The organism is Halostella limicola (genome assembly GCF_003675875.1).
Classification (GTDB): Archaea; Halobacteriota; Halobacteria; order Halobacteriales; family Natronoarchaeaceae; genus Halostella; species Halostella limicola.
This window is the reverse complement of record NZ_RCDI01000003.1, coordinates 620339-642449: the sequence shown is the minus strand read 5'-3', so window position 1 is coordinate 642449 and position 22111 is coordinate 620339. Positions and strand designations below refer to the sequence as shown.

Below are 22111 nucleotides of genomic sequence, written 5' to 3'. Positions count from 1 at the left end.
GGATGGATGGTTCGCCCCCATCCCCTCCGGTCGCCCTGACCGGCCCCGGTCTCACCCCATGTCGCCCCGAGTCAACGATACGGTGTTATACTAAAGGAGCTTGGGACAAGCCCGTCCAAACGTCTCCCCGATCACCCAGCGATCCGACATCCGGCGAAAAAGATAACGGATTATTACCCGAAATTCGACCATGGAGATCCGTCCAGCGACCGGCGGCGACGTCGAGGCCGTCAATCGGGTGGCGGAGCGCGCCTGGGAGCATGACTACCCCGAGTTCGTCAGTCGGGAGACGATAGACGACACCGTCGACGACTGGTACGCCGAGGAGAAGCTGACGTCGGTGGTCGACGCGAACGACGCGGAGATATACGTCGCCGACGACGACGGCGTGGCCGGGTTCGCCCACGTCGTCTGGGACGAAGAAGAGGGCGACCTCCTCCGGCTGTACGTCGCCCCGGAGCGACGACGGGAGGGGGTCGGTGCCGAACTGCTGGCGGCGGTACGCGACGAGCTGTTCGGGAAGGGCGTCGAGCGCATCCGCGCGATGGTGCTCGCGGAGAACGAGCTCGGGAACGCCTTCTACGACCACCACGGGTTCGAACAGACCGGCGAAAGCGAGACGAAGATCGGCGACGAGAGCCACCCGGAGAACGTGTACACGCTGGAGCGGGCGAAGGTCGGCACGGAGGGGTGACCTCGCGGCCGTCGACCGAGAGCCGCGACGCTCGGGCCTCAGGAGTGCGAACAGACGGCGCGTGGGGAACGCGGTGCGGTGCGCCGTGCACCCGCCTCGACCGCCACCGCGCGGATCAGTGCACGGCGGGGCTGGTCCCGTTCTGCGGTATAAACCTCCGGACGGGGATCACACGTCGTCGCGGTGGTCGTACACCCGCTGTACCTTCCCGACCTCGGTCCGCTCTATCTCGCCGGGGCCGACGACGGAGAGGTCGTCGGGAGTGAGCGCGAGCGTCTCGTCGAGGCGGTCGCGCACCCGTTCTTCGAGCGCTTCGGCGTCGCCGTCGTACGCCGGGTCGTGCTCCACGGTGATCGCCAGCCGGTCCAGCCCCTCCTCCCGGTCGAGGTCGATGCGGTAGTGGGGCGCGACGTCGTCCACGTCGACCACGACCGACTCTATCTGGCTGGCGTACACGTTGACGCCGCGGACGATGAGCAGGTCGTCGGTCCGGCCGGTGACGTTGTCCATGCGGACGTGCGTCCGGCCGCAGTCGCACTCCTCGCGGGTGAGACTGGTGATGTCCCCCGTCCGGTAGCGCAGGACCGGCAGCGCCTCCTTCGTGAGCGTCGTCAGGACGAGTTCTCCCTCCTCGCCCTCGTCTACCACCTCGCCGGTGTCCGGGTCGACGATCTCGGGGTAGAAGTGGTCCTCCCAGACGTGCAGGCCGTCCTGAGCCGCCTCGCACTCGATCGAGACGCCGGGACCGATGATCTCGGAGAGGCCGTACACGTCGATGGCGGTGACGTCGAGGGCGTCCTCGATCGCCTCGCGCATCGGGTCGGTGAACGGCTCCGCCCCGATGGTCACCGTCGACACCGAGAGGTCCGCGGGGTCGACCCCGCGCTCGTCGAGCCGCTCGGCGAGGTAGAGGCAGTACGACGGCGTGCAGGCGAACGCGTCGCTCTCCAGGTCCTGCAGCATCTCGATCTGCTGGGCGGTGTTGCCGCCGCCGGTCGGGATCACGGTCGCGCCGAGTTCTTCGACCCCGTCGTGAAAGCCCAGACCGCCCGTGAAGAGACCGTAGCCGTACGCGTTCTGGACGGTGTCGCCGGGTTCGACGCCCGCCGCGGCGAGCGACCGCGCCATCACCGCTCGCCAGAGTTCGAGGTCGCCCTCGGTGTAGGCAACGATCTTCGGCTTCCCGGTCGTTCCGGAGGAGGCGTGGATCCGGCGGACCGCCTCGTCGTCGACCGCGAAGAGGCCGTCCGGGTACTCGTCGCGGAAGTCTTCCTTCGTGGTGAACGGCAGACGTTCGACGTCGTCGATGTCGGTGACGTCGTCCGGGGCGACGCCGGCGTCGTCCAGCGCGTCGCGGTAGAACGGTACGTTCTCGTACGCGCGGCGGACGGTGTCGGCCAGACGGTCGCCCTGCAGGTCGCGGAGGTCGTCTCTCGGCGACCGCTCTATGTCATGATAGACCATACCCGACCCGCGACGGCGGGCAAGTTGAAATTACCGCCGGTCAGGTGTACTCGCCCGGCGACGACTCGAACTCGTCGCGGTGGTCCTCGGAGCAGAAGCGGAACTGCTCACCCTGGTACTCGGTGACGTACTGTTCGTCCTCCCCCTCGTAGAGCTCCTCGCCACAGACTGGACACTTCTCCATCGTTACGGGAGCACTGGCAACGGCCACGGACATAAGCCGTTGCCCCAAAGGTATTTGCCCGGATAGGTGGAGCGAACGAGCATGCCCGAGCTGTACCTCCTCGACCACGGTTATCTCGAGGTCGACGTCCGGTTTCACTTCCCGCTGCAGAACCTCGCTACCCGCTCGAACGCGGAGTCGGAGATGGACTTCATCCGGATCCCCACGTTCTCGCTGGTGTACGAGGACGACGAGCGCACGGTCGTCGTCGACACCGGCGGTCACCCGGACGGGATGGACGGCTACTGGCCGGACTGGCTGCAGGAGACGGTGCCGTGGACGCACGACGAGGAGCACCTGTTCGAGAACCGCCTGGAGCAGGTCGGGCTCGCGCCGGGCGACGTCGACGCCGTCGTCCAGACGCACCTGCACAACGACCACGCCGGCAACCTCCGGCTGTTCGCCGACGAGGACGTCCCGGTGTACGCCCACCGCGACGAACTCGAGTGGGCGTTCTACGCAGGGAACGTCTTTCAGGACCCGCTCGACCGGAGCGCGTGGGTGCCCGCGGACTACACGCACGACGGCCTCGACTGGCGGCCGGTTGAGGGCGACCGCGGCGAGGTCGTCCCGGGAATCGAGTGGGTCCACCTCCCCGGCCACGCGCCGGGGATGATCGGCCTCGTCTTCACCGAACTGGAGGAGCCGGTGTTTCTGGTCGGCGACGCCGCCTTTCGCGAGGGGAACGTCTTCCCCGAGACGGTCCAGCCGGGCGCCAACTGGGACCACGGCATGTGGGCCGACGTCGCGGTCCCGCGGATCCGCGAGGTCGTCGCCGACCGCGAGCCGAACGCTATCTACGGCCACGACCCCGAGACGTTCGACCGATACGGCGACTACCCCGGCGTCGAGCAGGTCGGCGACACGACGTTCCGGTGAGCGCGGCGCGCCGTCCGCCCCGGTACCGCCGCCTCTGCCGACCTCCGAACTTTTCCGACGAGACGTGGAACCGGCGACCATGTACGAGAAGACAAGCCTCGACGACCTCGACGAGCACGACGTCGACGGCGTCGAACCCGGCCTGAAGGCCGTCGGCTACGAACTGCGCCCCGAGAAGATGCGCCCCAGCGTCTGGACCTACACCGAGGGCGAGTCGAACAACCGCCATCGGCAGGAGGAACAGGAGGAACTGTACTACGCGATCGACGGCCGGTTCGAGATAGCGGTGGAGGACGAGACGGTGACGATGGAGGCGGGCGACTTCGTCGTCGTCGACCCGGAGGCATGGCGGCAGATCACGGCGACGGAGGACGGGACGCTGCTGGCAGTCGGCGCGCCCAACGTCGAGGACGACGCTGTGGTCGAGGAGTAGCCGCGCGTCGGCCTCACCGCTCGTAGTCGGCCGAAGTCTGCGCGCTGGTCAGCATCCGGTCTTCGATTGCCGACAGCACCGGGTCCGTCTCTGCGCCGGCCTCGACGCCGAGCGGCGACGCCAGCGCGTACGCCCGGAAGCGATACGTGTGCGCGTCGTCGCCCTCCGGCGGACACGGACCGCGGTAGCCGACCTCGCCGAAGTCATTCGTCCCCTGTCGCGCGCCGTCGAGTTCCTCGACTGTCTCGCTCTGCGGGAGGCCGCCCGGGATCTCCCCCGAGTCTGCCGGCACGTTCCAGAGCAGCCAGTGGACGAACGGCTCCTCGCCGGCGTCGGGGTCGTCGAGGACGAGGGCGAGCGCCTCGGCGTCGTCGGGACTCCCCTCGATCGACAGCGGCGGGGACTCGTCCGCGCCGTCGCAGGTGTGGCGCTCCGGGAACTCGCCGCCGGCCTCGAACGCGTCGGAGACGATCTGCAGGGACCCGCCGCCGGCGTCGCTGTTGCTGTCGTTGCCGTCGTCCGTAGCGTCGGCGTCACCGCTGTCCGCGTCGTCGTCCGCGCAACCGGCGACGAGGGCGGTCACGGCCGATCCGAACGTCGCGATGAGCGCGCGTCTGGAGGGCATGGGCCCGGCTACGACGCGCAGGCACAACGAGATGGGGGTCGTCGCGGGGACGCCGCCGTCGTTTCCAGCCCACCAATTCAACGCTCGTCCAGTTCTGACTGAATCGAACCGTCGCTTTCGGACGAATGATTTGAGGAATCGAAGGTGCGGACCCGCCGGAATAATAGAATTATATACTTCCACATCGATGGATCGACCATGGGCACAGCACTCCGTACCCCGTCGCTCCGCGAGTGCGAACGCTGCGGTCGCATCGAGTACTGGGACGACGACGACGAGACCTGGCGCATCCGCGAGCAGGACGGCGAACGGAAGGTCGGGAGCCCCTACTGCATCCACGAGTGGGACATCAACGGCGCGTTCAAGCCGTTCGAGGAGTAGGCTTTTTTCGGAACCGGGCGAACCGCCGGCCATGCCGACCGCGTACATCACCGCGCCGCCCGAGGCCGCGGCCGATCTCGCGTCGACGCTCGTCGAGGAGCACCTCGCAGCCTGCGTCAACCGCGTCGACTGCCGGTCGACGTACCGCTGGGAGGGCGAGATACACGAGGACGAGGAGGTGATCCTGCTGGCGAAGACGACCGACGAGGCGTACGGTGACCTGATCGAGCGCGTCGAGGAGGCCCACCCGTACGACGTCCCCTGCGTCGAACGGTTCGAGGAAGCGGACGTGCTCACCGCGTTCGGCGAGTGGCGGGACGACGCGGTGGGTGAGTGAGCGCCGGACGCGACGGAGGGTGTGACCGCTCCCCGCGGGCGGGGGCGAAAAGCAACTCTTAAACCTCACCCGGCGGTTCCTTCCCGTATGGCTGGTACTATCGAAGTGCTCGTTCCGGGCGGCCAGGCCAACCCTGGCCCGCCGCTCGGTCCCGAGCTCGGACCGACGCCTGTGGACGTGCAGGCCGTCGTCGGCGAGATCAACGACCAGACGGAAGCGTTCGACGGCACGGAAGTGCCCGTCACCGTCGAGTACGAGGACGACGGCTCCTTCGAGATCGAAGTCGGCGTCCCCCCGACGGCGGAACTGATCAAGGACGAGGCCGGCTTCGAGACCGGCAGTGGCGAACCCCAGGAGAACTTCGTCGCCGACCTCTCGGTCGAGCAGGTCATGCAGATCGCGGAGCAGAAACACCCCGACCTGCTCTCGTACGACCTGAAAAACGCCGCGAAGGAGGTCGTGGGCACCTGCACCTCGCTGGGCGTCACCATCGAGGGCGAGAACCCCCGCGAGTTCAAAGAACGGATCGACGCGGGCGAGTACGACGAGTACTTCGCGGACGAAGCGGCGGCGTAATCGCCGCGGCGGTTTTCACCTCGTTCTGTCGTAGCCGATACCCGATAGCGTCGCGACTGCGGTCGCTCTCCGACCGCGACCCGACCACGGCGCTCACAGCACGACGAGCAGCCCGGCGTACAGCGCGGCCCCGACCAGGAAGTAGTCGAACCGGCTCTTCCGGTCGGTCGGGAGCTCTTCTTTGATCACGTTCAGGATGACGCCGCCGCTGACGAAGGCGAACGCGGCCATCAGCGCGGGATGCGTGAGGTCGGCGACGGCGGCGAACCCCCACCCGCCGAGCACCGCCGCCGCGAGAACCCAGCGGCCCGTCCGGTCGTACACGCCGGGATGGTGCCGGCGGAGGCTGTCGTCGTTGATCAGGAAGTGAAACCCCATCGCGACCGCGAACAGGAGCGCGCTGTCGCCGCTCGTCGCGTACTCGACCAGCAGGTAGCCGATGATGGCGTTCAGCAGGCCGTAGGAGAGGAGGTGCGCCCAGAACACGGGGTTGCCGCTCCCGTCCTCGTCGTCGTCGCTTCGCACCGTGATCCCGGTGTCGGCCTCGTCGTCGTCCCCTCGGGCGCGGACGGCCCAGCGTTCGAGCCCGTGAAAGAGCGCGAACCCGGCCAGAGCGATCAGGTACGCGTGGTACGCTAGTTCGTCGACGAGCGCGTGCTGGGCCTCCTCGATCGCCACCTGTCCCGCGCCGAGTTCCGGGAGGACGTGGACGAACACGTACGCGACCGAGACCCCGCCGCCGAAGGAGAGCCACCCGCTCCGCGGTACGACCCCGGAGAGGCGGAGGTGCTTCGCGGCGGCGTGGACGAACGCGAGGGCCAGCGCGAGCGGCGCGGTCGTCCAGAGGTGCGTCGACACGGTCGACGGACGACGGCGACGGCAAAGACTGGCGGGGGCGAGAAACAGGGCTCGGATGTCCCGCAGTCCCGGATTTCCCGCCCGGGCAGTCCTCCTACCGCTTCGACGGGTTTAAGTTCGCCATGGGCCACTGTCCGAACGAGACAGGCTTCGCCTGTTTCACTGACCCGTAGGAGCATTCCTGCGTACTACGGAGGTGAACGATGGCAGACCAGGAGATAGAGCAAGCAGTATCCAGCGCACTCGAGGACTCCCCGGAGCGGAATTTCCGCGAAACGGTAGACCTCGCGATCAACCTGCGCGACCTAGACCTTAACGAACCGTCGAACCGTGTAGACGAAAGTATCGTCCTGCCGTCCGGGACGGGCCAAGAGACGCGAATCGTCGTGTTCGCGGAGGGCGAGACAGCCCTCCGCGCCGAGGACGTCGCCGACGACGTTCTCGACGGCGACCAACTGGCCGACCTGGGCGACGACGACGACGCGGCGAAGGACCTCGCCGAGGAGACCGACTTCTTCATTGCCGAAGAGAGCCTGATGCAAGACATCGGTCGCTACCTCGGTACCATCCTCGGCCCCCGAGGGAAGATGCCGACGCCGCTGTCCCCCGACGACGACGTCGTCGAAACGGTCAACCGAATGAAAAACACCGTCCAGCTTCGCAGCGGCGACCGCCGGACCTTCCACACGCGCGTCGGCGCGGAGGACATGTCCGCGGAGGAGATCGCCGACAACATCGACGTCATCCTCCGCCGCCTCCACGCGGACCTGGAGAAGGGCCCCCTCAACATCGACACGGTGTACGTGAAGACCACGATGGGCCCCGCGAAGGAGGTGGCCTGAGATGAGCGCCGGAGCGGAGCGCAAGACGGAGAACCTCCCCGAGTGGAAGCGCGAGGAGGTCGACGACCTCGTCGAGCTCGTCGAGGGCTACGAGAGCGTCGGCGTCGTCAACATCGCCGGCATCCCCAGCCGCCAGCTGCAGGACATGCGACGCGACCTGCACGGCAGCGCGGAGCTGCGCGTCAGCCGGAACACCCTGCTGAAGCGCGCGCTCGACGAGGTCGGCGGCGGTCTCGAAGACCTCAACGAGCACCTCGAGGGGCAGGTCGGCCTCATCGGCACGAACGACAACCCGTTCGGGCTGTACCAGGAACTCGAGGCGTCGAAGACCCCCGCGCCCATCGGCGCGGGCGAGGTCGCGCCCAACGACATCGTCATCCCCGAGGGTGACACGGGCGTCGACCCGGGTCCGTTCGTCGGCGAACTGCAGAACGTCGGCGCGGCGGCCCGCATCATGGAAGGCTCCATCCACGTCACCGAGGACAGCACCGTCCTCGAAGCCGGGGAGGAGGTTTCCGGCGACCTCGCGAACGTGCTGGGCGAACTCGGCATCGAGCCGAAGGAAGTCGGGCTCGACCTGCGCGCCGTCGTCTCCGAGGGCGTGCTGTTCGACCCCGAAGACCTCGACATCGACGTCGAGCAGTACCGCAGCGACGTGGCGACGGCCGCGGCCCGGGCGCGGAACCTCTCGGTCAACGCCGAGTACCCGACCGCCCAGACCGCCCCGACGCTCGTCGCGAAGGCCACGGGCGAGGCCAAGAGCCTCGGCCTGCAGGCCGCGATCGAGAGCCCCGACCTCGCCGACGACCTGGTGAGCAAGGCGGACGCACAGGTGCGTTCCCTCGCCGCCCAGATCGACGACGAGGAGGCGCTCCCGGAGGAACTGCAGGGCGTCGAGGCCCCCGCGGCGTCTGCCGAGGCGGAGCCGGAAGAGGAATCGACTGACGACCAAGACGAGGCCGAACCCGAAGCGGAGGACGGCGACGAAGCGGACGACGACGACGATGACGACGACGCCGCTGCTGAGGGACTCGGCGACATGTTCGGTGACTAACAATGGAATACGTTTACGCAGCACTCATCCTGAACGAGACTGGCGAAGAGATCAACGAAGACAACCTGACCGGCGTCCTCGAGGCCGCCGGCGTCGACGTGCAGGAATCCCGCGTCAAGGCCCTCGTGGCCGCGCTGGAGGACGTCGACATCGACGAGGCCGTCGCGGAGGCCGCCGCGGTGCCCGCGGGCGGCGCCGCAGCCGGTGGCGCTGCCGCCGAGGGCGGTGCCGACGAGGAGGCCGCCGACGAGGGCGACGAAGAGGAAGCCGAGGAAGAACTGCCGGACACGCAGGACGACGACGAGGACGACGGCGACGACGAGGCCAGCGGCGAGGGCCTCGGCGAGCTCTTCGGCTAAGTCGGTTTCGCAGCCTACGCACTTTTTTCGACGCCAGTTCGCGAGCGGCGGGGCTGTTCTCCCGAGCGTCAGTGTCGAGCGTCCGAACGTTCAAGGCGGAAGCCGCGGCCACGCCGTGGCGATGGAAGGGTTCGGCATCAGAGTGGTCGCGGCCCCCGAGCGCGCAGCGGCGGTGCTCGGGTTCGTGCTCGCGGGCGTCGCGCTCGGCACGGCGAGCGGCCTGACACCGGGACTGCACGCGAACAACTTCGCGCTCGTGCTCGCCGCCGCGGCCGCCGACGCGCCGGGACCGCCGCTCCTGCTTGGCGTCGCCATGCTCTCGGCGGGCGTGGTCCACACGTTCCTCGACGCGGTGCCCGCGTTGGCGCTCGGCGTCCCAGACGCCGCGATGGCGGCGACGGCGCTCCCGGGCCACCGACTCGTCATCGCGGGACGGGGTCGCGAGGCGATACGGCTCTCGGCGCTGGGAAGCGGTCTCGCCGTAGCCGTCGCGCTCCCGCTCGCACTCCCCGTGACGGCGGTAATGGAGACCGCGTACCCCGTGCTTCGCGCACGCCTCCCGCTCGTGCTGGGGGCGGTGGTCGTCCTCCTCGTGGCGACCGAACCGACGCTCCGCGCCGGCGCGGTCGGTCTCGCGGCCTTTGCGGCGAGCGCCGCCCTCGGCTGGCTCACGCTCGATCTCTCGCCGGCGGCCCCCCTCGCGGCCGGGGGGATGTTGACCCCGCTGTTCGCCGGCCTGTTCGGTGCGCCGGTGCTCGTCGACGCGCTCGACGGCGCTGGCGTCCCGGAGCAGGCCGACGCCGCCGTGGCGTCGCCGCGAAGGGCCGTCTTCGGAATGGCTGCGGCGGGCGCGCTTGCCGGCGCGGTCGTCGGCTACCTACCGGGGGTCTCCAGCGCCATTGCGGCGGTCGCTGTCCTCGCCGCGACACCCGGCGCGGCCGGGGATCGGGGCTACGTCGTCGCGACCAGCGGCGTCAACACGGCGAACACGGTGTTCGCGCTGTTCGCCCTCGTCGCCATCGGCGAGCCCAGAACCGGCGTCCTCGTCGCGTTCGAGAACGTCTCCGCGCCGCTGAACCTGCCGTTGCTGGTCGCGGCGACGCTGGCGAGCAGCGTCGCCGGGTTCTGCCTCGTCTTGGCGCTCGGCGACCGCTACCTCCGCGTCGTCGGACGCGTCGACTACCGGCGGCTCTCTGTCGGCGTGCTCTGCCTGCTCGTCGGGCTGTCGTGGTTGTTCGCCGGCGCGGTCGGCGTGGTCGTCTTCGCCGCCAGCGCCGCCCTCGGACTGTTTCCGGTCCGGTTCGGCGCGCGCCGCGTCCACCTGATGGGAGTGCTGATCGGCCCGCTCGCGCTGGGGCTGTAGCGCGGTCGGTTCCTCCGCGAGCGACAGGTCACCGCCTAGCGGGTAGAGTTACCCGTCGCGGCGTGGCCCGTCAACCGTATGCCGGACATCGAGATACCGGAGTTCGACTACGAGGAAGGCGAGAACGGCACCGTCGTCGTGACCTACACTGCCGAGAACACGACCGACAGCGAGCAGGCGGACACCATCACGGTGAACGTCCGCGCGGGACAGGACAACTACGAGCGCGCGAGCGAGGTGACCATCCCGGCCGGCGACACCGTGGAGAAGTCGGAGTCGTTCGAGCAGGTCACGGTCGATGAGTTCCGCGACGACGGGAGCATCGACTTCGACTGGAGCGGATCGTGACCGCCCGTCGCGATCCGGCGGCGATCCGCCGGCGCGAAAAACAACGGTTAAAAGTGGGCGGGCGGTACAGGGGTGTATGAGCGAATCGGAACAGAAACGAGCGCAGAAGTGCGTCTCCTGCGGGATCAACATCTCGGGGACGACCGCCGCTGCGTTCAAGTGCCCGGACTGCGGGCGCCAGATCTACCGCTGTTCGAAGTGTCGCAAACAGAGCAACCTCTACAAGTGCCCGGACTGCGGGTTCACGGGACCGTAACAATGGGAAAAGTCGCAGCCAAGATCAAGGTCATGCCGCAGAGCCCCGACGTCGACCTGGACGACCTCCAGGAGCGTCTGGAAAACTCCCTGCCCGAGGGTGCGAAGATCAACGGCGTCGAGCGCGACGAAGTCGCGTTCGGTCTCGTCGCCCTCTACCCGACGGTGATCGTCCCCGACGACGCCGGCGGCACCGAGGCCGTCGAGGAGGAGTTCGGTAACGTCGACGGCGTCGAGTCCGTCGAAGTCGAGAACGTCGGTCGCGTCTAAGGGAAAGCCCTCGAAAATCGCTCGGCAGTCGGAAATCGCGCTGCGATTTCCGAGTACGTCAGAACGCGAAGCGTTCTGAGGACAGCGGTTTCGTCGCCCTTTCTACGTCCACCGGAGCGGCGGGGCCGCTCTGGGCCTTCGCTCACTCCGCTCGTGAGGACACCGGCGATCGTCAGCACACGCTCGAAGCGCCCCCTTCCCCTCACTCGCCCTCGCTCACGAGTTTGCTCGCGCGGGCTCACTCAGCCGCGTGGCCGGCCGAGGGTTTATCACCGAAATCGCGGCCAGATTTCTCGTGCCCTAACGACTCGCCGCGAGGCCGGCCGAGACGGGTGCACGGCGCGCCCCCTCGCGGACCGATCCACCGTCAGTTCGTTACTCTATCGACGCGTCCATGGCCTGCTGGAGGTCCGCCTTCATGTCGTCGACGTGCTCGATCCCTACACTCGCCCGGATGAGGCCGTCGGAGAGCCCTGCGGCCTCGCGCTCCTCCGGCGGGATGGAGGCGTGGGTCATCGTCGCCGGCTGTTCGATGAGGCTCTCGACGCCGCCGAGGCTCTCCGCTAGCGTGAACACCTCCGTGTTCGAGACGAACTCCGCGGCCTCCTCCAGGCTCGCTTCGAGTTCGAACGAGAGCATGCCGCCGAAGTCGTCCATCTGTTCCGCGGCGATGTCGTGGCCGGGATGAGACTCCAGTCCGGGGTAGTACACGCGGTCGACGTCGTCGTGGCCGTCCAGCCACTGCGCTAGCTCGCGGGCGTTCTCGCAGTGCCGATCCATCCGCACAGGCAGGGTCTTGGTGCCGCGGAGGACGAGGAAGCACTCCTGCGGCCCGGGCGTCGCGCCGACGCTGTTCTGGTAGAAGCCGAATCGCTCGTCGAGCTCCTCGTCGTTCGTTATCAGCGCGCCGCCGACCACGTCGGAGTGGCCGCCGAGGTACTTCGTGAGCGAGTGGGAGACGATGTCGGCCCCGAGGTCGAGCGGCCGCTGGAGGTACGGCGTGGCGAAGGTGTTGTCGATGGCGCAGAGGGCGTCGTGGTCGTGGGCGACCTCGGCCGCGCCCTCGATGTCGACGATGGACATGAGCGGGTTGGTCGGCGTCTCCAGCCAGAGGAGTTCCGTCTCCTCGCGGAAGGCGTCCTCGATGGCGTCGAGGTCGGTCATGTCGACGTAGGTGAACTCCACGTCGTACTGCGTGTACACCTGGTCGAAGATGCGGCGGGTGCCGCCGTAGATGTCCTCGCCGCTGACGACGTGGTCGCCGGCTTCGAGGAGGTTGAGGACGGTGTTGATAGAGCCCATCCCCGAGGAGAAACAGCGGCCGTACTCGCCGTTTTCCAGGCTGGCGAGGTTCGCCTCGAGATCCGTCCGCGTGGGGTTGCCCGTCCGCGAGTACTCGTACCCGCGGTGCTCGCCGGGCGCGTCCTGCTCGTAGGTGGAGTTGGCGTGGATCGGCGTCATCAGCGCCCCCGTCTCCTCGTCGGGTTCTTGGCCGGCGTGGATCGAGCGCGTCTCGAAGCGGAAGTCGTCGTCCTCGGACATGGTTCGGGTATCGCCCCGGCGGCGGAAAATGTTACCTCTCTCGCCGTCTCGCGCGTGCCGTCGACGGGCGCCGTTCGTCCGCGACGAGGCGGGAACGCACCTTTTATAACCGTCAGAGGACAAGAGGTGCCCACGACTATGCCGAACTCCAACGGACCCCGAAAGAAAACTCGCAATAAACTCTCGAACAGTCCCCGAGAGAGCGGGACCTCGCCGCCCCAGCGCGCCATTCAGGAATTCGAGACGGGCCAGAAGGTCCACCTCAAGATCGACCCGAGCGTGAACGACGGTCGGTTCCACCCCCGCTTCGACGGCCTGACCGGCGAAGTCGAGGGGAAGCAGGGCCGGTGCTTCAAGGTCGCCGTCAACGACGGCGGCAAGGAGAAGACGCTCATCGTCGCGCCCCAGCACCTCCGCGCCCAGCAGTAGAGCGATGACGATATTCAAAGAGAAGTTAGACGAAGAACACCTCACCATCTCGGAGGCGAAGGAACTGCTCGCCGAGGTGGAGGCCGACCGCGCCGCGGACGAGGACCGCGAGATGCGGTACGAACTCGCTCGCGCGATCGAACACGTCAACCGGTTCGCCCTGCTCACGCCGGAGGAGTCCCGCGAACTGGTCGAGGAACTGCTCGAACTGGAGAAGGTCGACGAGGCCACCGCGTACAAGGTCGCCGACCTCCTGCCGCAGGACCGCGACGAACTCCGCGCCGTGTTCGCCCAGCAGCGCTACTCGCTGTCGGGCGACGAACTCGACGACATCCTCAACGTCGTGGCGAAGTACGTCTGACGAACGTTCTCGGCAGGCGACTGTTTAAGTAGCCAGTCGCCGTAGCCCTACGTCAGTATGACCGACTCCGACAGCGACGGTTCCCGCCCCCGTCACGCGGTGTTGCTCGATTACCTGCCGCACGGCCGGGCCGACGACGACCGTCCGCAGTACCAGAAGCCGCCGCTTGCCTACGCCGTCGGCGAGTCGGACTTCCGACTGTTCGAGATCGTCTTCGAGGAGGACGCGGACGCGAGCATCGGCGACCGCGTCGTCGTCGAACCCCGGGAGGAGCGCGAAGAGATCGACCGCGTCCGAACGATCGAGTACGAGGACCTCTCCGGCGGCGCGCAGTCCGAACTGGAGTACGTCATCGAGGACATCGTCACCGAGAACGAGGAGCGGTTCGTCGACTTCTACAACGACGCCCAGCCGATCACCCTCCGTCTCCACCAGCTCAACCTGCTGCCGGGGATCGGGAAGAAGCTCCGCAACAACGTGTTAGACGAGCGAAAGCGGGGGAGGTTCGAGAGCTTCGAGGACCTGGAGGACCGCATCTCGGGACTGCACGACCCGAAAGGCGTGCTCACCGAGCGCATCCTCGAGGAGATCCGGGACGACGACCTGAAGTACCGCGCGTTCGCCGGCCGCGAGGAGCGAGCGGAGTAAGGATCCGCGAAGCGCCGCGGCGTGCGGACGGGCAAACGCAGGCCGGTGGGTTTTAAACCGTCCGTTGCTTACCGGGCGATAACCGAATGAGAGACCCAGACGGCCTGCTGGCCCGCGCCGGCGTCAGGGGGAACCCCGACCGCGACCAGCACTTCCTGGTCGACGACCGCGTGCTCGACCGGCTCCCGTCGTACGCGACCGACGCGGGCGCCGATACGGGACACGTCTTGGAGATCGGCCCGGGGACCGGCGCGCTGACCGACCGGCTGTTAGGCGTCGCCGAGACCGTCACGGCGGTGGAGCGCGACCCCGGCCTCGTCGAGTTCCTGCGCGAGGAGTTCGCCGAGGAGATCGATGCGGGGCGGCTGACGGTGATCGAGGGCGACGCGCTGTCGGTCGACCTGCCGGAGTTCACCGCGTCGGTGTCGAACCTCCCGTACGGCGTCTCCAGCGAGATCGCGTTCCGGCTGCTGCCCGAGGGGAAGCCGCTCGTTTTGATGTTCCAGAAGGAGTTCGCCGAGCGGATGGCGGCGGCCCCCGGCAGCGACGACTACGGCCGGCTGTCGGTGTCCGCCCAGCACTACGCGGACGTCGAGGTCGTCGAACCGGTGCCGAAGGAAGCGTTCTCGCCGCCGCCGGACGTCGAGAGCGCGGTCGTCCGGACGACGCCGCGGGACCCGGACTACGAGGTCGACGACGCGGACTTCTTCTTGCGGTTCGTGAAGGCAGTGTTCACCCAGCGGCGGAAGACGATGCGCAACGCCGTCCGGAACACGGCGCACATCTCCGGGCTGGACGACCCCGACGCCGTCGTCGAGGCGGCGGGCGAGGAACTGATGAGCATGCGGGCGGGCAACGTCACGCCGGCGGAGTTCGCCGCGCTGGCGACGCTCGCCGCGGACGTCGGGCTGGAGGACGGCGATGGCTAGCGTCGTACAGACCGTCAACGAGCTATCGAACGTCTTCCAGTCGCTCGGGGCGCGAACAGCCGTCACGCTCCTCTGTCTCCTCTTCGTCGTCACGACGGCCAGCCTGTCGCGGTACACGAAGGGGGTGCTGACCAAGTGGATCAAGCCGATCTACGCCGACGCCCTCACCACGCTGGGGTTCGTGGTCGGGTTCGTCGCCGCCGCGCTGGTGAGCGTCGGGGTCTGGGGGCAGGCGGACCTGGTCGGGGAGGTGTTCGCTCGGCTGAACGTGAGCAGCAACGCGGTCCCGAACGCGGCGTTCACGCTGGTCGTGCTCGTGGGAACGCACATCCTGGTCCGGTTCGCCAAGGGCCTGCTGTCGGAGCTACAGGACTCCAGCCACGCCGTCTCCGAGCACCAGCGGGAGATCACGCTCCGACTGACGCAGGTCGTCCTCTGGTCGCTCGGGATCATCGTCGTGCTCGGCGTGTGGAACTTCAACCTCTCCGGCCTGCTGGTCGGGGCCGGGTTCCTCGGCATCATCGTCGGTATGGCCGCCCGGCAGACGCTCGGGTCGATGCTCGCCGGGTTCGTCCTCATGTTCGCCCGGCCGTTCGAGATCGGCGACTGGGTCGAGATCGGGGACGAGGAGGGGATCGTCACGGACATCACCATCGTCAACACGCGCATCCAGACGTTCAACGGGGAGTACGTGATGATCCCCAACGACGTCGTCTCGGGGAACACGATCATCAACCGCACGCGGAAGGGCCGCCTCCGGATCGAGGTGGACGTGGGCGTCGACTACGACGCCGACGTGGAGCGCGCCTCGGAGGTCGCGAAGGCGGCGATGGGCGAGGTCGACGACATCCTCACCGTGCCGACGCCGCAGGTCGTGGTCAAGGAGTTCGACGACTCCTCGGTGCTGCTCGGGCTTCGGTTCTGGATCGACAACCCGAGCGCCCGGCGGAAGTGGCGCGCGCGGACGTCGGTCATCCAAGCCGTCAAGACCGCGTTCGAGGACGAGGGGATCAAGATCCCGTTCCCGCAGCGCGAACTCACCGGGCGGGAGGAAACCGGCGGGTTCCGGATGGCCGAGCGCCGCGAGGCGACGGCGACGGCCCCGGACGGGGGCGAAGAGTGACGGACCTCGCCGACCGCCGCGGGATCGAGACCGAGGTGTACCAGCCGGCGGAGGACTCCCACTTGCTCGCGACGGCCGCCGTCGAGCGCCTCGACGGCGACGAGCGCGTCCTGGAGGTCGGCACGGGGTCGGGCTACGTCGCCGTCGCGGCGGCCGACGAGACCGGCGCGGACGTGGTCGCCGCGGACCTCAACCCCCACGCCTGTCGGCAGGCCCGGGAGCGCGCCGCGAACGAGGGCGTCGACGTGGACGTGGTCCGGGCGGACCTCGTCGCGCCGTTCCGCGACGGCGCGTTCGACGCAGTGCTGTTCAACCCGCCGTACCTCCCGGAGAACGAGGCGGCCGAGCGCGACGACTGGATGGAGGTGGCGCTGTCGGGCGGCGAGACGGGGCGGGCCGTCGTCGACCCGTTCGTCGACGCCGTCGGTCGGGTGGTGGCTCCCGGCGGCGTCGTCCTCCTGCTGGTGAGCACGCTCACCGGGTACGACGAGGTGATCGCGCGGGCGAACGACCGCGGGTTCGCCGCGGAGACGGTCGTCGAGGAGTCGTACCCGTTCGAGACGCTGTCGGTGCTGGCGCTGACGCGCGAGTGAACGGCGGTCGAACTCGTTTTCGCGCCGATCCGGGGACGACGCCGGTCGTGCGAACCGTTGTCATAACTGTGGCGCATTTACAGGAATAGGAAATATTAAACAGCGTCATTTCGTAGGGTCGGGTACCAATGACGGAACTCGTAGCGACGTCCCCGGGGCTGTTCCCGCTCCCGGACTGGGCGAAAGACAGGCTCTCCGACCTGAAGGGCCACCAGAAGCACGACCTCATCAGCGGCGACGAGGGCGAGGAGATAAACGAGACGTACGAGGAGGCGCGCGCGGAGGTCGTTCAACTCCAGCGGGACGCCGGCCTCGACCTGATCGGCGAGGGGCAACTGCGCTGGGACGACATGCTCGCGCACCCGCTCGCGGTCCACGACAACGTGGAGACCCGCGGCATCGTCCGCTACTACGACAACAACAACTTCTACCGCGACCCCGTCGTCACGGGCGACCTGACGTTCGACGGCGACGTGGCCGCGGAACTGGAGGCCGCCGCGGAGGAGACCGACTCCCTGCAGGCGGTGCTCCCGGGTCCGTACTCGCTTTCCGACCTCGCGACGGACGAGCACTACGGCGACGAGGCCGAGTTCCTCGACGCCGTCGCCGAGTTCCTCGCCGGCGAGGCCGAGGCGTTCCCGGACGTCGAGACGCTGTTCCTGCTGGAGCCGTCGCTCGTCGAGAACGCGCCCGAGGACGGCGTCGACGAGCGCGCCAGCGAGGCCATCGACGCCGTGGCGAACGCCGTCGACGCCGACGTCGTCGCCCACACCTACTGGGGCGCGCTCGGCGAGAAGGTGTACGCGCACCTGCTGGACGCCGATATCGACGCCGTCGGCTTCGACTTCGTCGCGAACCAGGAGGACAACCTGTACAACATCAACGAGTACGGCGCGACCGACGACGTGGCGCTCGGTCTCGTGAACGGCCAGAACACGCTGATGGAGGAGGCAGACGCCATCCGCGAGCGCGTCGAGTGGGTGAACGAGCAGACCCCCGGCGCCGACTTCGAGAAGGCGTACCTGACGGCGAACACGGAGCTGTTCTACCTGCCGTACTCCGAGTTCGAACAGAAACTGCAGGCGCTCGCGGACGCCGCGTCCGCCAAGGAGGTGAAAGCATGACTAACGAGAACAAGGATCAGTTCCGCCCCGCCGATCACCCGAACGACAACTTCATCCTGACGACCGTCGTCGGCAGCTACCCCAAGCCCAAGTGGCTCGACCGCGCCCGCGACCTCTACGAGGACGAGGACGCGGACTTCGACGAGGACGCCTGGAAGGAGGCCAAGGACGACGGCTCACGCCTCATCACGAAGGAGCACGAGCGCGCCGGTCTCGACGTCGTCGTCGACGGCGAGATGCGCCGCAACGAGATGGTCGAGTTCTTCGCCGACCGCATCGAGGGCTACGAGTTCAAGGGCCCCGTCAAGGTGTGGGGGCACAACACCTTCGACAAGCCGAGCGTCGTCGACGACGTGGAGTACGACGAGTCCTGGCTGGTCGACGAGTACGAGTTCACCGCCAGCGTCGCCGACCGGCCGGTGAAGGTGCCGATCACCGGCCCGTACACGCTCGCCTCGTGGTGTTTCAACGAGGCCTACGAGGACGACGCCGCGCTCGCGAACGACCTCGCGGATCTGGTCAACGAGGAGATCGAGAAGCTCGTCGACGCCGGCGCTCGCTACATCCAGATCGACGAGCCGGCGCTCGCGACGACGCCGGACGACCACGCAATCGTCGGCGACTGCCTGGAACGCATCGTCGACGACATCCCGGAGGACGTACGCATCGGTCTGCACGTCTGCTACGGCGACTACTTCCGCATCTACCCCGAGATCCTCGAGTTCCCGGTCGACGAGTTCGACCTCGAACTCGCGAACGGCGAGTACGAGCAGCTCGACGTGTTCAAAGACCCCGAGTTCACCGCCGACCTCGCGCTGGGCGTCACCGACGTCCACGTCGCGGAGGTCGAGTCCGTCGAGGAGATCAAGGAGAACATCAAGAAGGGTCTGGAGGTCGTCCCGCCGGAACGGCTCGTGGTCAGCCCGGACTGCGGCCTGAAGCTGCTCCCCCGCGTGGTCGCCTACGAGAAGATGGCGAAGATGGTCGAGGCGGCCCGCGAGGTCGAGGCCGAACTCGACGAGGGCGAGATCGAGGTCGGGCGGAGCGCCGTCGCCGACGACTGACCGGTCGGCTCACCGCCCGAGATTCGGATCTCACGCGCTTTTTCTGCCGATACGTCCCCGACGAGCGCCCCCTCAGACGCTCCCCCGTGCCAGCGACCCGAGCGTCCCGCCGAGAAGCGGTATCGCCACGCTGACGTACAGCAGTTGTCCCGCACTCAGGTAGCCCCCGAGCGCACCGCGCGCCGCGAGTAGCGCGGCGAACGCGAGCACGGCGACGACGCCGAACGCGAGGCCGGCGACGAGCGCGCGCGGGAGGTCCCGCGAGGCGAGGCCGACCAGCGCGCCGCCGAGGACGAAGCCGACCCAGTGGACTTGCGCGAGGGCGAGTCCCAGCACCGCGCCGACGGCGATCGCTCCGGCCCGCTTCCGCGGATCGCTCCGGACCGCGGCGAGCCGGTCGGTCGCCGCAGTCATCCGTCGCCCTCCTCGAAAGCGACGGCGAGGTCGCCGTCGACGGACAGTTCCATCTCGCGGTACTCGCCGTCCGCCCACATCCGTAGCTGGTCGTCGTAGTGCTCGGAGAGCGGGTCCCCCGAGTTGCCGCCGGGCAGGACGCAGCGCGAGTCGCCGGCCATCGGGCAGATCATCCGCCAGCTGCTGCCGACCGCGGACTCGGCCCGGAAGTTGTTCACCGTCTGCCGGGACCCGGCGGTGGGGTGCTCCGGGTAGTTCAGGAAGTCGCGGTCGAACGGGTGCGTGACCGCGCCGGTGTGGTTCACATCGCCGTAGGTAGCGTCGGCGGCCGTCGCCTCGACGGCGTCGGCGAGGGCGGTCGCCATCGCGGCCGACCGGCGCTCGTCGCCGAACCACGGGTCCTCGTCGGGGAGCGTCGCGACGACCCAGTCCCGCGGGTAGTACTCCTCTCCCAGATCCGTGCCGTCGAGGACGGGGTCGACGGCGCGCTCGCGGAAGCGGTCGAACCAGCGCGAGAACAGGAGCGCGGCGCGGGAGTCGGGCGTCATCCGGTAGTCCCAGTCCCGCAGGGCGTCGACGGCGTCGGCGAGGCCCTCTCGCCCCTCGGCCGCGCCGACCAGTTCCGGCACGAGGTCCGCCGCGCGGCCGTCGCGAGAGTCCCGCTGGAGGTCGGCGACGAACGCCGGCGTGACGGGGTCGTCGGACGCCGCCCGCCGGTCCAGCCGGTCGTAGATCCGCCGGCCGCGGTAGGGGCTGGCGTAGTCGACGCCGAGGTAGTACTCGGGGTCGTCGGCGACGCGCTGGTTCGCGGTGGCGACGTAGCCCGCGTCGACCGCCGCGGGCTTGTCCTCGAAGGGGACGAACCCGTCCCACGAGGACTCGGCGAACGGTTCGAAGCCGTCCCACTCGCCCTCGCCCGCGGAGCCGTCGAAGAGCCGGTCGCCGCGGACGACCTCGCCGTCGACGCGGCGGATCGGGATCTGCCCGGTCACCTGATACAGCGTCCGGCCGTCGCGGTCGGCGTAGACGAGGTTCTGCGTGGGCAGGTCGAACTTCCGCGTCGCCTCGCGCACGGCGTCGACGCCCTCGCTGTGAGCGTACTCGCGGATGGCGACCGTCGTTCGCGTGGCCGCGTGGCCCGTCCACGCGACGCCGACGCGGTACCCCTCGCGCTCTATCACCGGGCCGTGGACGCTCTTTTTGACGGTCACCTCCCGGTTCTCGCCGTCGGCCACCTTGATCTCGCGGGATTCGGTCTCGAACTCGCGCTCCTCGCCGCGGTAGCGGTACGTCTCGCCGTCGGTCTCGTACTCGTAGAAGTCGATCACGTCGGCGCCGACGTTCGTGAACCCCCACGCCCCCGCGTCGTTCTCGCCGATGACGACGAAGGGGACGCCTGGAAACGTCGCGCCGCGGACGTCTACGCCGTCGCCCCGGAGGTGCATCTCGTACCACACCGGCGGGGCCATCAGGGAGAGGTGCGGGTCGTTCGCGACGACCGGCGCGCCGCTCTCGGTGTGCTCGCCGGACACGACCCAGCTGTTGGAGCCGACGCCCGGCGGCGACTCGAACCGCCCGAGCCAGTCGACGAGCGGGGCGTCGACCTCGCCGCGATCGGAGCCCGGCGACACGGCGGAAGCGTCGCGGTCGGCGCGGTCGCCGTCGCCGCGACCCTCGCGGTTCCCGCGCTCCCGGAGGATCGGCACGTCGTGGTCGAGCCGCGCGGGATACAGCGACTCGGCGGCCTCCTCGCCGAGTTCGCTCGCGGCGGTCGCCTTCCGGAGCGTGCCGAAGCTCCCGGTCAGCGTCCACGATATCTGCTTTTCCATCAGCATCGTGTCCGCCGGCCTCCAGGGGTCCGGCTCGTAGTCGAGGAGGCCGAACTCCATCGGCAGGGCCTCGTTCTCGACGTACGCGTTCACGCCGTCCGCGTACGCTGCTACGACGGGGCCGGTGTCGGTGTCGCGGACGAGGTCCCACGTCGCGTCCGCGGCCCCCGCGAAGTCCATCCGGACGTGGAACTCGTCGGAGTCGAGCGCCGCGTCGCCGACGACCGCCGACACCTCCCCGCCCATGACCCGGCGCTGGAGGTCCATCTGGAACAGCCGGTCGGCCGCCGCGGCGTAGCCCGCGGCGAAGTAGAGCGCGCGCTCGTCGTCGGCGGTGACGTGGGGGACGCCGCGGTCGTCGTACCGGAGTTCGGCGGGCCCGTGCGGGCTCTCGACGGTGCCGTTCAGGTCGTCGGTCGCCTGCCGCCACGCCGCGCCGGAGAACGGTGCGAACCGTTCGAGATAGCCCCGAACGGGCGACAGTGAACCGGCGGCGACGCCGCCGCCCAGGATCGCCCCGAGCAGCGCGCGGCGGGTCGTATCGGCGTTCATACCGCCCACTGAGAGCGGTGAATAATAAATCCGAGGTGGCGGATCAGCCGATCAGGTATGCGACGAGCGCGACCGGGCCGGCGTACAGCACCGCGAGGAACCCGATCCGCGCGCTCGACCGCCGCGCGGCGACCGCGAGGTGGACGGCGGGCACCGCTAGGGCGAGCGCCGCGACGAGGGGGACGTCCGCGAGCAGGTTCGTGTGCGGCGTCCTCTCGACGACGGCGAACGCCGTCAGGAAGGCGATGACGGCGCCGGCGACGTAGTTCGCGGCCGAGTCGCGGTCGGCGAGCACGGCGAGGAACCCGACTGCGAGGGAAGCCCCGAACGTGACGCCGAGCAGGGCGTTCGGAACCGGATCCCCGTGTCCGGCGTGGAGGGGAGCGAGCGGGACAGTCATCGGTCGACCGAACGAGCGCGAGCGTGGTAAAGCGCTCGGAGCCGGATCGCCGCGCCCCTCGGCGTCGTACCTTGAAGGCCGCGACCGTCGTAGGCCCCGATCCATGCACTCGACGCCCACGTCCGCGGCGAGAGGTGGGAAC

Annotated in this window: 29 protein-coding genes; 21 read left to right on the top strand and 8 right to left on the bottom strand. The window is 68.8% G+C overall.

Annotated elements, in window-relative coordinates:
- Window positions 1-190 precede the first annotated feature (190 nt).
- On the top strand, window positions 191-694 hold the full coding sequence (locus D8670_RS16620; protein ID WP_121819234.1) for a GNAT family N-acetyltransferase: 504 nt from the start codon (window positions 191-193) through the stop codon (window positions 692-694).
- A gap of 168 nt (window positions 695-862) precedes the next feature.
- On the opposite strand, the gene paaK is transcribed toward D8670_RS16620, so the two are convergent.
- Entirely contained in the window at window positions 863-2158 is a 1296-nt protein-coding gene (gene paaK / locus D8670_RS16615) for a phenylacetate--CoA ligase PaaK (RefSeq protein ID WP_121819233.1), read from the bottom strand.
- Window positions 2159-2198: 40 nt separating this feature from the next.
- Window positions 2199-2342, bottom strand: a complete 144-nt coding sequence (locus D8670_RS16610) for a YHS domain-containing protein (RefSeq protein WP_121819232.1) — start codon at window positions 2340-2342, stop codon at window positions 2199-2201.
- An 81-nt stretch (window positions 2343-2423) separates the two neighbouring features.
- Here D8670_RS16610 and D8670_RS16605 point away from each other — a divergent pair, with 81 nt between their 5' ends.
- Both D8670_RS16605 and D8670_RS16600 read left to right on the top strand, forming a co-directional pair.
- On the top strand, window positions 2424-3260 hold the full coding sequence (locus D8670_RS16605) for an N-acyl homoserine lactonase family protein (protein ID WP_121819231.1): 837 nt from the start codon (window positions 2424-2426) through the stop codon (window positions 3258-3260).
- 79 nt (window positions 3261-3339) lie between these two features.
- A complete protein-coding gene (locus D8670_RS16600) occupies window positions 3340-3693 on the top strand; it encodes a cupin domain-containing protein (protein WP_121819230.1) in 354 nt (117 codons plus the stop codon).
- Window positions 3694-3706: 13 nt separating this feature from the next.
- Here D8670_RS16600 and D8670_RS16595 read toward each other — a convergent pair whose 3' ends face one another.
- Entirely contained in the window at window positions 3707-4318 is a 612-nt protein-coding gene (locus tag D8670_RS16595; RefSeq protein WP_121819229.1) for a YbhB/YbcL family Raf kinase inhibitor-like protein, read from the bottom strand.
- A gap of 198 nt (window positions 4319-4516) precedes the next feature.
- On the opposite strand from D8670_RS16595, the gene D8670_RS16590 reads away from it, so the two are divergent.
- The 3 genes from D8670_RS16590 to D8670_RS16580 all read left to right on the top strand — a co-directional run bounded on the left by D8670_RS16590 (window position 4517) and on the right by D8670_RS16580 (window position 5612).
- Entirely contained in the window at window positions 4517-4699 is a 183-nt protein-coding gene (locus D8670_RS16590; RefSeq protein ID WP_121819228.1) for an HEWD family protein, read from the top strand.
- A 31-nt stretch (window positions 4700-4730) separates the two neighbouring features.
- Entirely contained in the window at window positions 4731-5036 is a 306-nt protein-coding gene (gene cutA, locus D8670_RS16585) for a divalent-cation tolerance protein CutA (protein WP_121819227.1), read from the top strand.
- 87 nt (window positions 5037-5123) lie between these two features.
- On the top strand, window positions 5124-5612 hold the full coding sequence (locus D8670_RS16580; protein ID WP_121819226.1) for a 50S ribosomal protein L11: 489 nt from the start codon (window positions 5124-5126) through the stop codon (window positions 5610-5612).
- A gap of 93 nt (window positions 5613-5705) precedes the next feature.
- Here D8670_RS16580 and D8670_RS16575 read toward each other — a convergent pair whose 3' ends face one another.
- Window positions 5706-6470, bottom strand: a complete 765-nt coding sequence (locus D8670_RS16575) for a hypothetical protein (protein ID WP_121819225.1) — start codon at window positions 6468-6470, stop codon at window positions 5706-5708.
- Window positions 6471-6673: 203 nt separating this feature from the next.
- Here D8670_RS16575 and D8670_RS16570 point away from each other — a divergent pair, with 203 nt between their 5' ends.
- The 7 genes from D8670_RS16570 to D8670_RS16540 all read left to right on the top strand — a co-directional run bounded on the left by D8670_RS16570 (window position 6674) and on the right by D8670_RS16540 (window position 10961).
- Window positions 6674-7312 (top strand): 50S ribosomal protein L1, encoded by a 639-nt coding sequence (locus D8670_RS16570; protein WP_121819224.1) that lies wholly within the window; start codon window positions 6674-6676, stop codon window positions 7310-7312.
- Window position 7313: 1 nt separating this feature from the next.
- On the top strand, window positions 7314-8366 hold the full coding sequence (locus D8670_RS16565; protein ID WP_121819223.1) for a 50S ribosomal protein L10: 1053 nt from the start codon (window positions 7314-7316) through the stop codon (window positions 8364-8366).
- A gap of 2 nt (window positions 8367-8368) precedes the next feature.
- On the top strand, window positions 8369-8725 hold the full coding sequence (gene rpl12p / locus D8670_RS16560; protein WP_121819222.1) for a 50S ribosomal protein P1: 357 nt from the start codon (window positions 8369-8371) through the stop codon (window positions 8723-8725).
- 121 nt (window positions 8726-8846) lie between these two features.
- Window positions 8847-10088 carry a tripartite tricarboxylate transporter permease gene (locus tag D8670_RS16555; RefSeq protein WP_121819221.1) on the top strand — a complete coding sequence of 414 codons (1242 nt, stop codon included), beginning with the start codon at window positions 8847-8849 and terminating at the stop codon, window positions 10086-10088.
- A gap of 78 nt (window positions 10089-10166) precedes the next feature.
- Window positions 10167-10436: a hypothetical protein gene (locus D8670_RS16550; RefSeq protein WP_121819220.1), complete on the top strand. Its 270-nt coding sequence runs from the start codon at window positions 10167-10169 to the stop codon at window positions 10434-10436.
- Between the two features lie 76 nt (window positions 10437-10512).
- The gene (locus D8670_RS16545; protein ID WP_121819219.1) at window positions 10513-10692 is read left to right on the top strand and encodes an HVO_2753 family zinc finger protein; all 180 of its coding nucleotides are present in this window, start codon (window positions 10513-10515) and stop codon (window positions 10690-10692) included.
- 2 nt (window positions 10693-10694) lie between these two features.
- The gene (locus D8670_RS16540; protein ID WP_121819218.1) at window positions 10695-10961 is read left to right on the top strand and encodes an elongation factor 1-beta; all 267 of its coding nucleotides are present in this window, start codon (window positions 10695-10697) and stop codon (window positions 10959-10961) included.
- 375 nt (window positions 10962-11336) lie between these two features.
- Here the strand turns inward: D8670_RS16540 and D8670_RS16535 are convergent, their stop codons facing one another.
- Window positions 11337-12503 (bottom strand): cystathionine gamma-synthase, encoded by a 1167-nt coding sequence (locus D8670_RS16535; RefSeq protein ID WP_121819217.1) that lies wholly within the window; start codon window positions 12501-12503, stop codon window positions 11337-11339.
- 138 nt (window positions 12504-12641) lie between these two features.
- On the opposite strand from D8670_RS16535, the gene D8670_RS16530 reads away from it, so the two are divergent.
- The 8 genes from D8670_RS16530 (at window position 12642) to D8670_RS16495 (ending at window position 18774) form a co-directional block, all read left to right on the top strand.
- Complete coding sequence (locus D8670_RS16530; protein WP_121819216.1) at window positions 12642-12932, top strand: 50S ribosomal protein L21e; 291 nt, start codon at window positions 12642-12644, stop codon at window positions 12930-12932.
- 4 nt (window positions 12933-12936) lie between these two features.
- Window positions 12937-13293 (top strand): RNA polymerase Rpb4 family protein, encoded by a 357-nt coding sequence (locus D8670_RS16525; RefSeq protein ID WP_121819215.1) that lies wholly within the window; start codon window positions 12937-12939, stop codon window positions 13291-13293.
- A gap of 57 nt (window positions 13294-13350) precedes the next feature.
- Entirely contained in the window at window positions 13351-13941 is a 591-nt protein-coding gene (locus D8670_RS16520; RefSeq protein ID WP_121819214.1) for a DUF655 domain-containing protein, read from the top strand.
- 86 nt (window positions 13942-14027) lie between these two features.
- Window positions 14028-14870 carry a 16S ribosomal RNA methyltransferase A gene (locus tag D8670_RS16515; RefSeq protein WP_121819213.1) on the top strand — a complete coding sequence of 281 codons (843 nt, stop codon included), beginning with the start codon at window positions 14028-14030 and terminating at the stop codon, window positions 14868-14870.
- The gene (locus tag D8670_RS16510) at window positions 14863-15993 is read left to right on the top strand and encodes a mechanosensitive ion channel family protein (protein ID WP_121819212.1); all 1131 of its coding nucleotides are present in this window, start codon (window positions 14863-14865) and stop codon (window positions 15991-15993) included. The genes D8670_RS16515 and D8670_RS16510 overlap by 8 nt, the downstream gene beginning before the upstream one ends.
- Window positions 15990-16586 carry a HemK2/MTQ2 family protein methyltransferase gene (locus D8670_RS16505; RefSeq protein ID WP_121819211.1) on the top strand — a complete coding sequence of 199 codons (597 nt, stop codon included), beginning with the start codon at window positions 15990-15992 and terminating at the stop codon, window positions 16584-16586. The genes D8670_RS16510 and D8670_RS16505 overlap by 4 nt, the downstream gene beginning before the upstream one ends.
- Window positions 16587-16714: 128 nt before the next feature.
- Window positions 16715-17710, top strand: a complete 996-nt coding sequence (locus D8670_RS16500; protein ID WP_121819210.1) for a methionine synthase — start codon at window positions 16715-16717, stop codon at window positions 17708-17710.
- Window positions 17707-18774: a methionine synthase gene (locus D8670_RS16495; RefSeq protein WP_121819209.1), complete on the top strand. Its 1068-nt coding sequence runs from the start codon at window positions 17707-17709 to the stop codon at window positions 18772-18774. Before D8670_RS16500 ends, D8670_RS16495 begins: the two co-directional genes overlap by 4 nt.
- 72 nt (window positions 18775-18846) lie before the next feature.
- Here D8670_RS16495 and D8670_RS21095 read toward each other — a convergent pair whose 3' ends face one another.
- From D8670_RS21095 to D8670_RS16480, 3 genes are read right to left on the bottom strand one after another with little or no spacing between them, the layout of a single operon-like run.
- The gene (locus tag D8670_RS21095; RefSeq protein ID WP_162994331.1) at window positions 18847-19188 is read right to left on the bottom strand and encodes a hypothetical protein; all 342 of its coding nucleotides are present in this window, start codon (window positions 19186-19188) and stop codon (window positions 18847-18849) included.
- Window positions 19185-21569 (bottom strand): penicillin acylase family protein, encoded by a 2385-nt coding sequence (locus tag D8670_RS16485; protein ID WP_121819208.1) that lies wholly within the window; start codon window positions 21567-21569, stop codon window positions 19185-19187. The genes D8670_RS21095 and D8670_RS16485 overlap by 4 nt, the downstream gene beginning before the upstream one ends.
- A 43-nt stretch (window positions 21570-21612) precedes the next feature.
- A complete protein-coding gene (locus D8670_RS16480) occupies window positions 21613-21969 on the bottom strand; it encodes a hypothetical protein (RefSeq protein WP_121819207.1) in 357 nt (118 codons plus the stop codon).
- Between the last annotated feature and the right edge of the window lie 142 nt (window positions 21970-22111).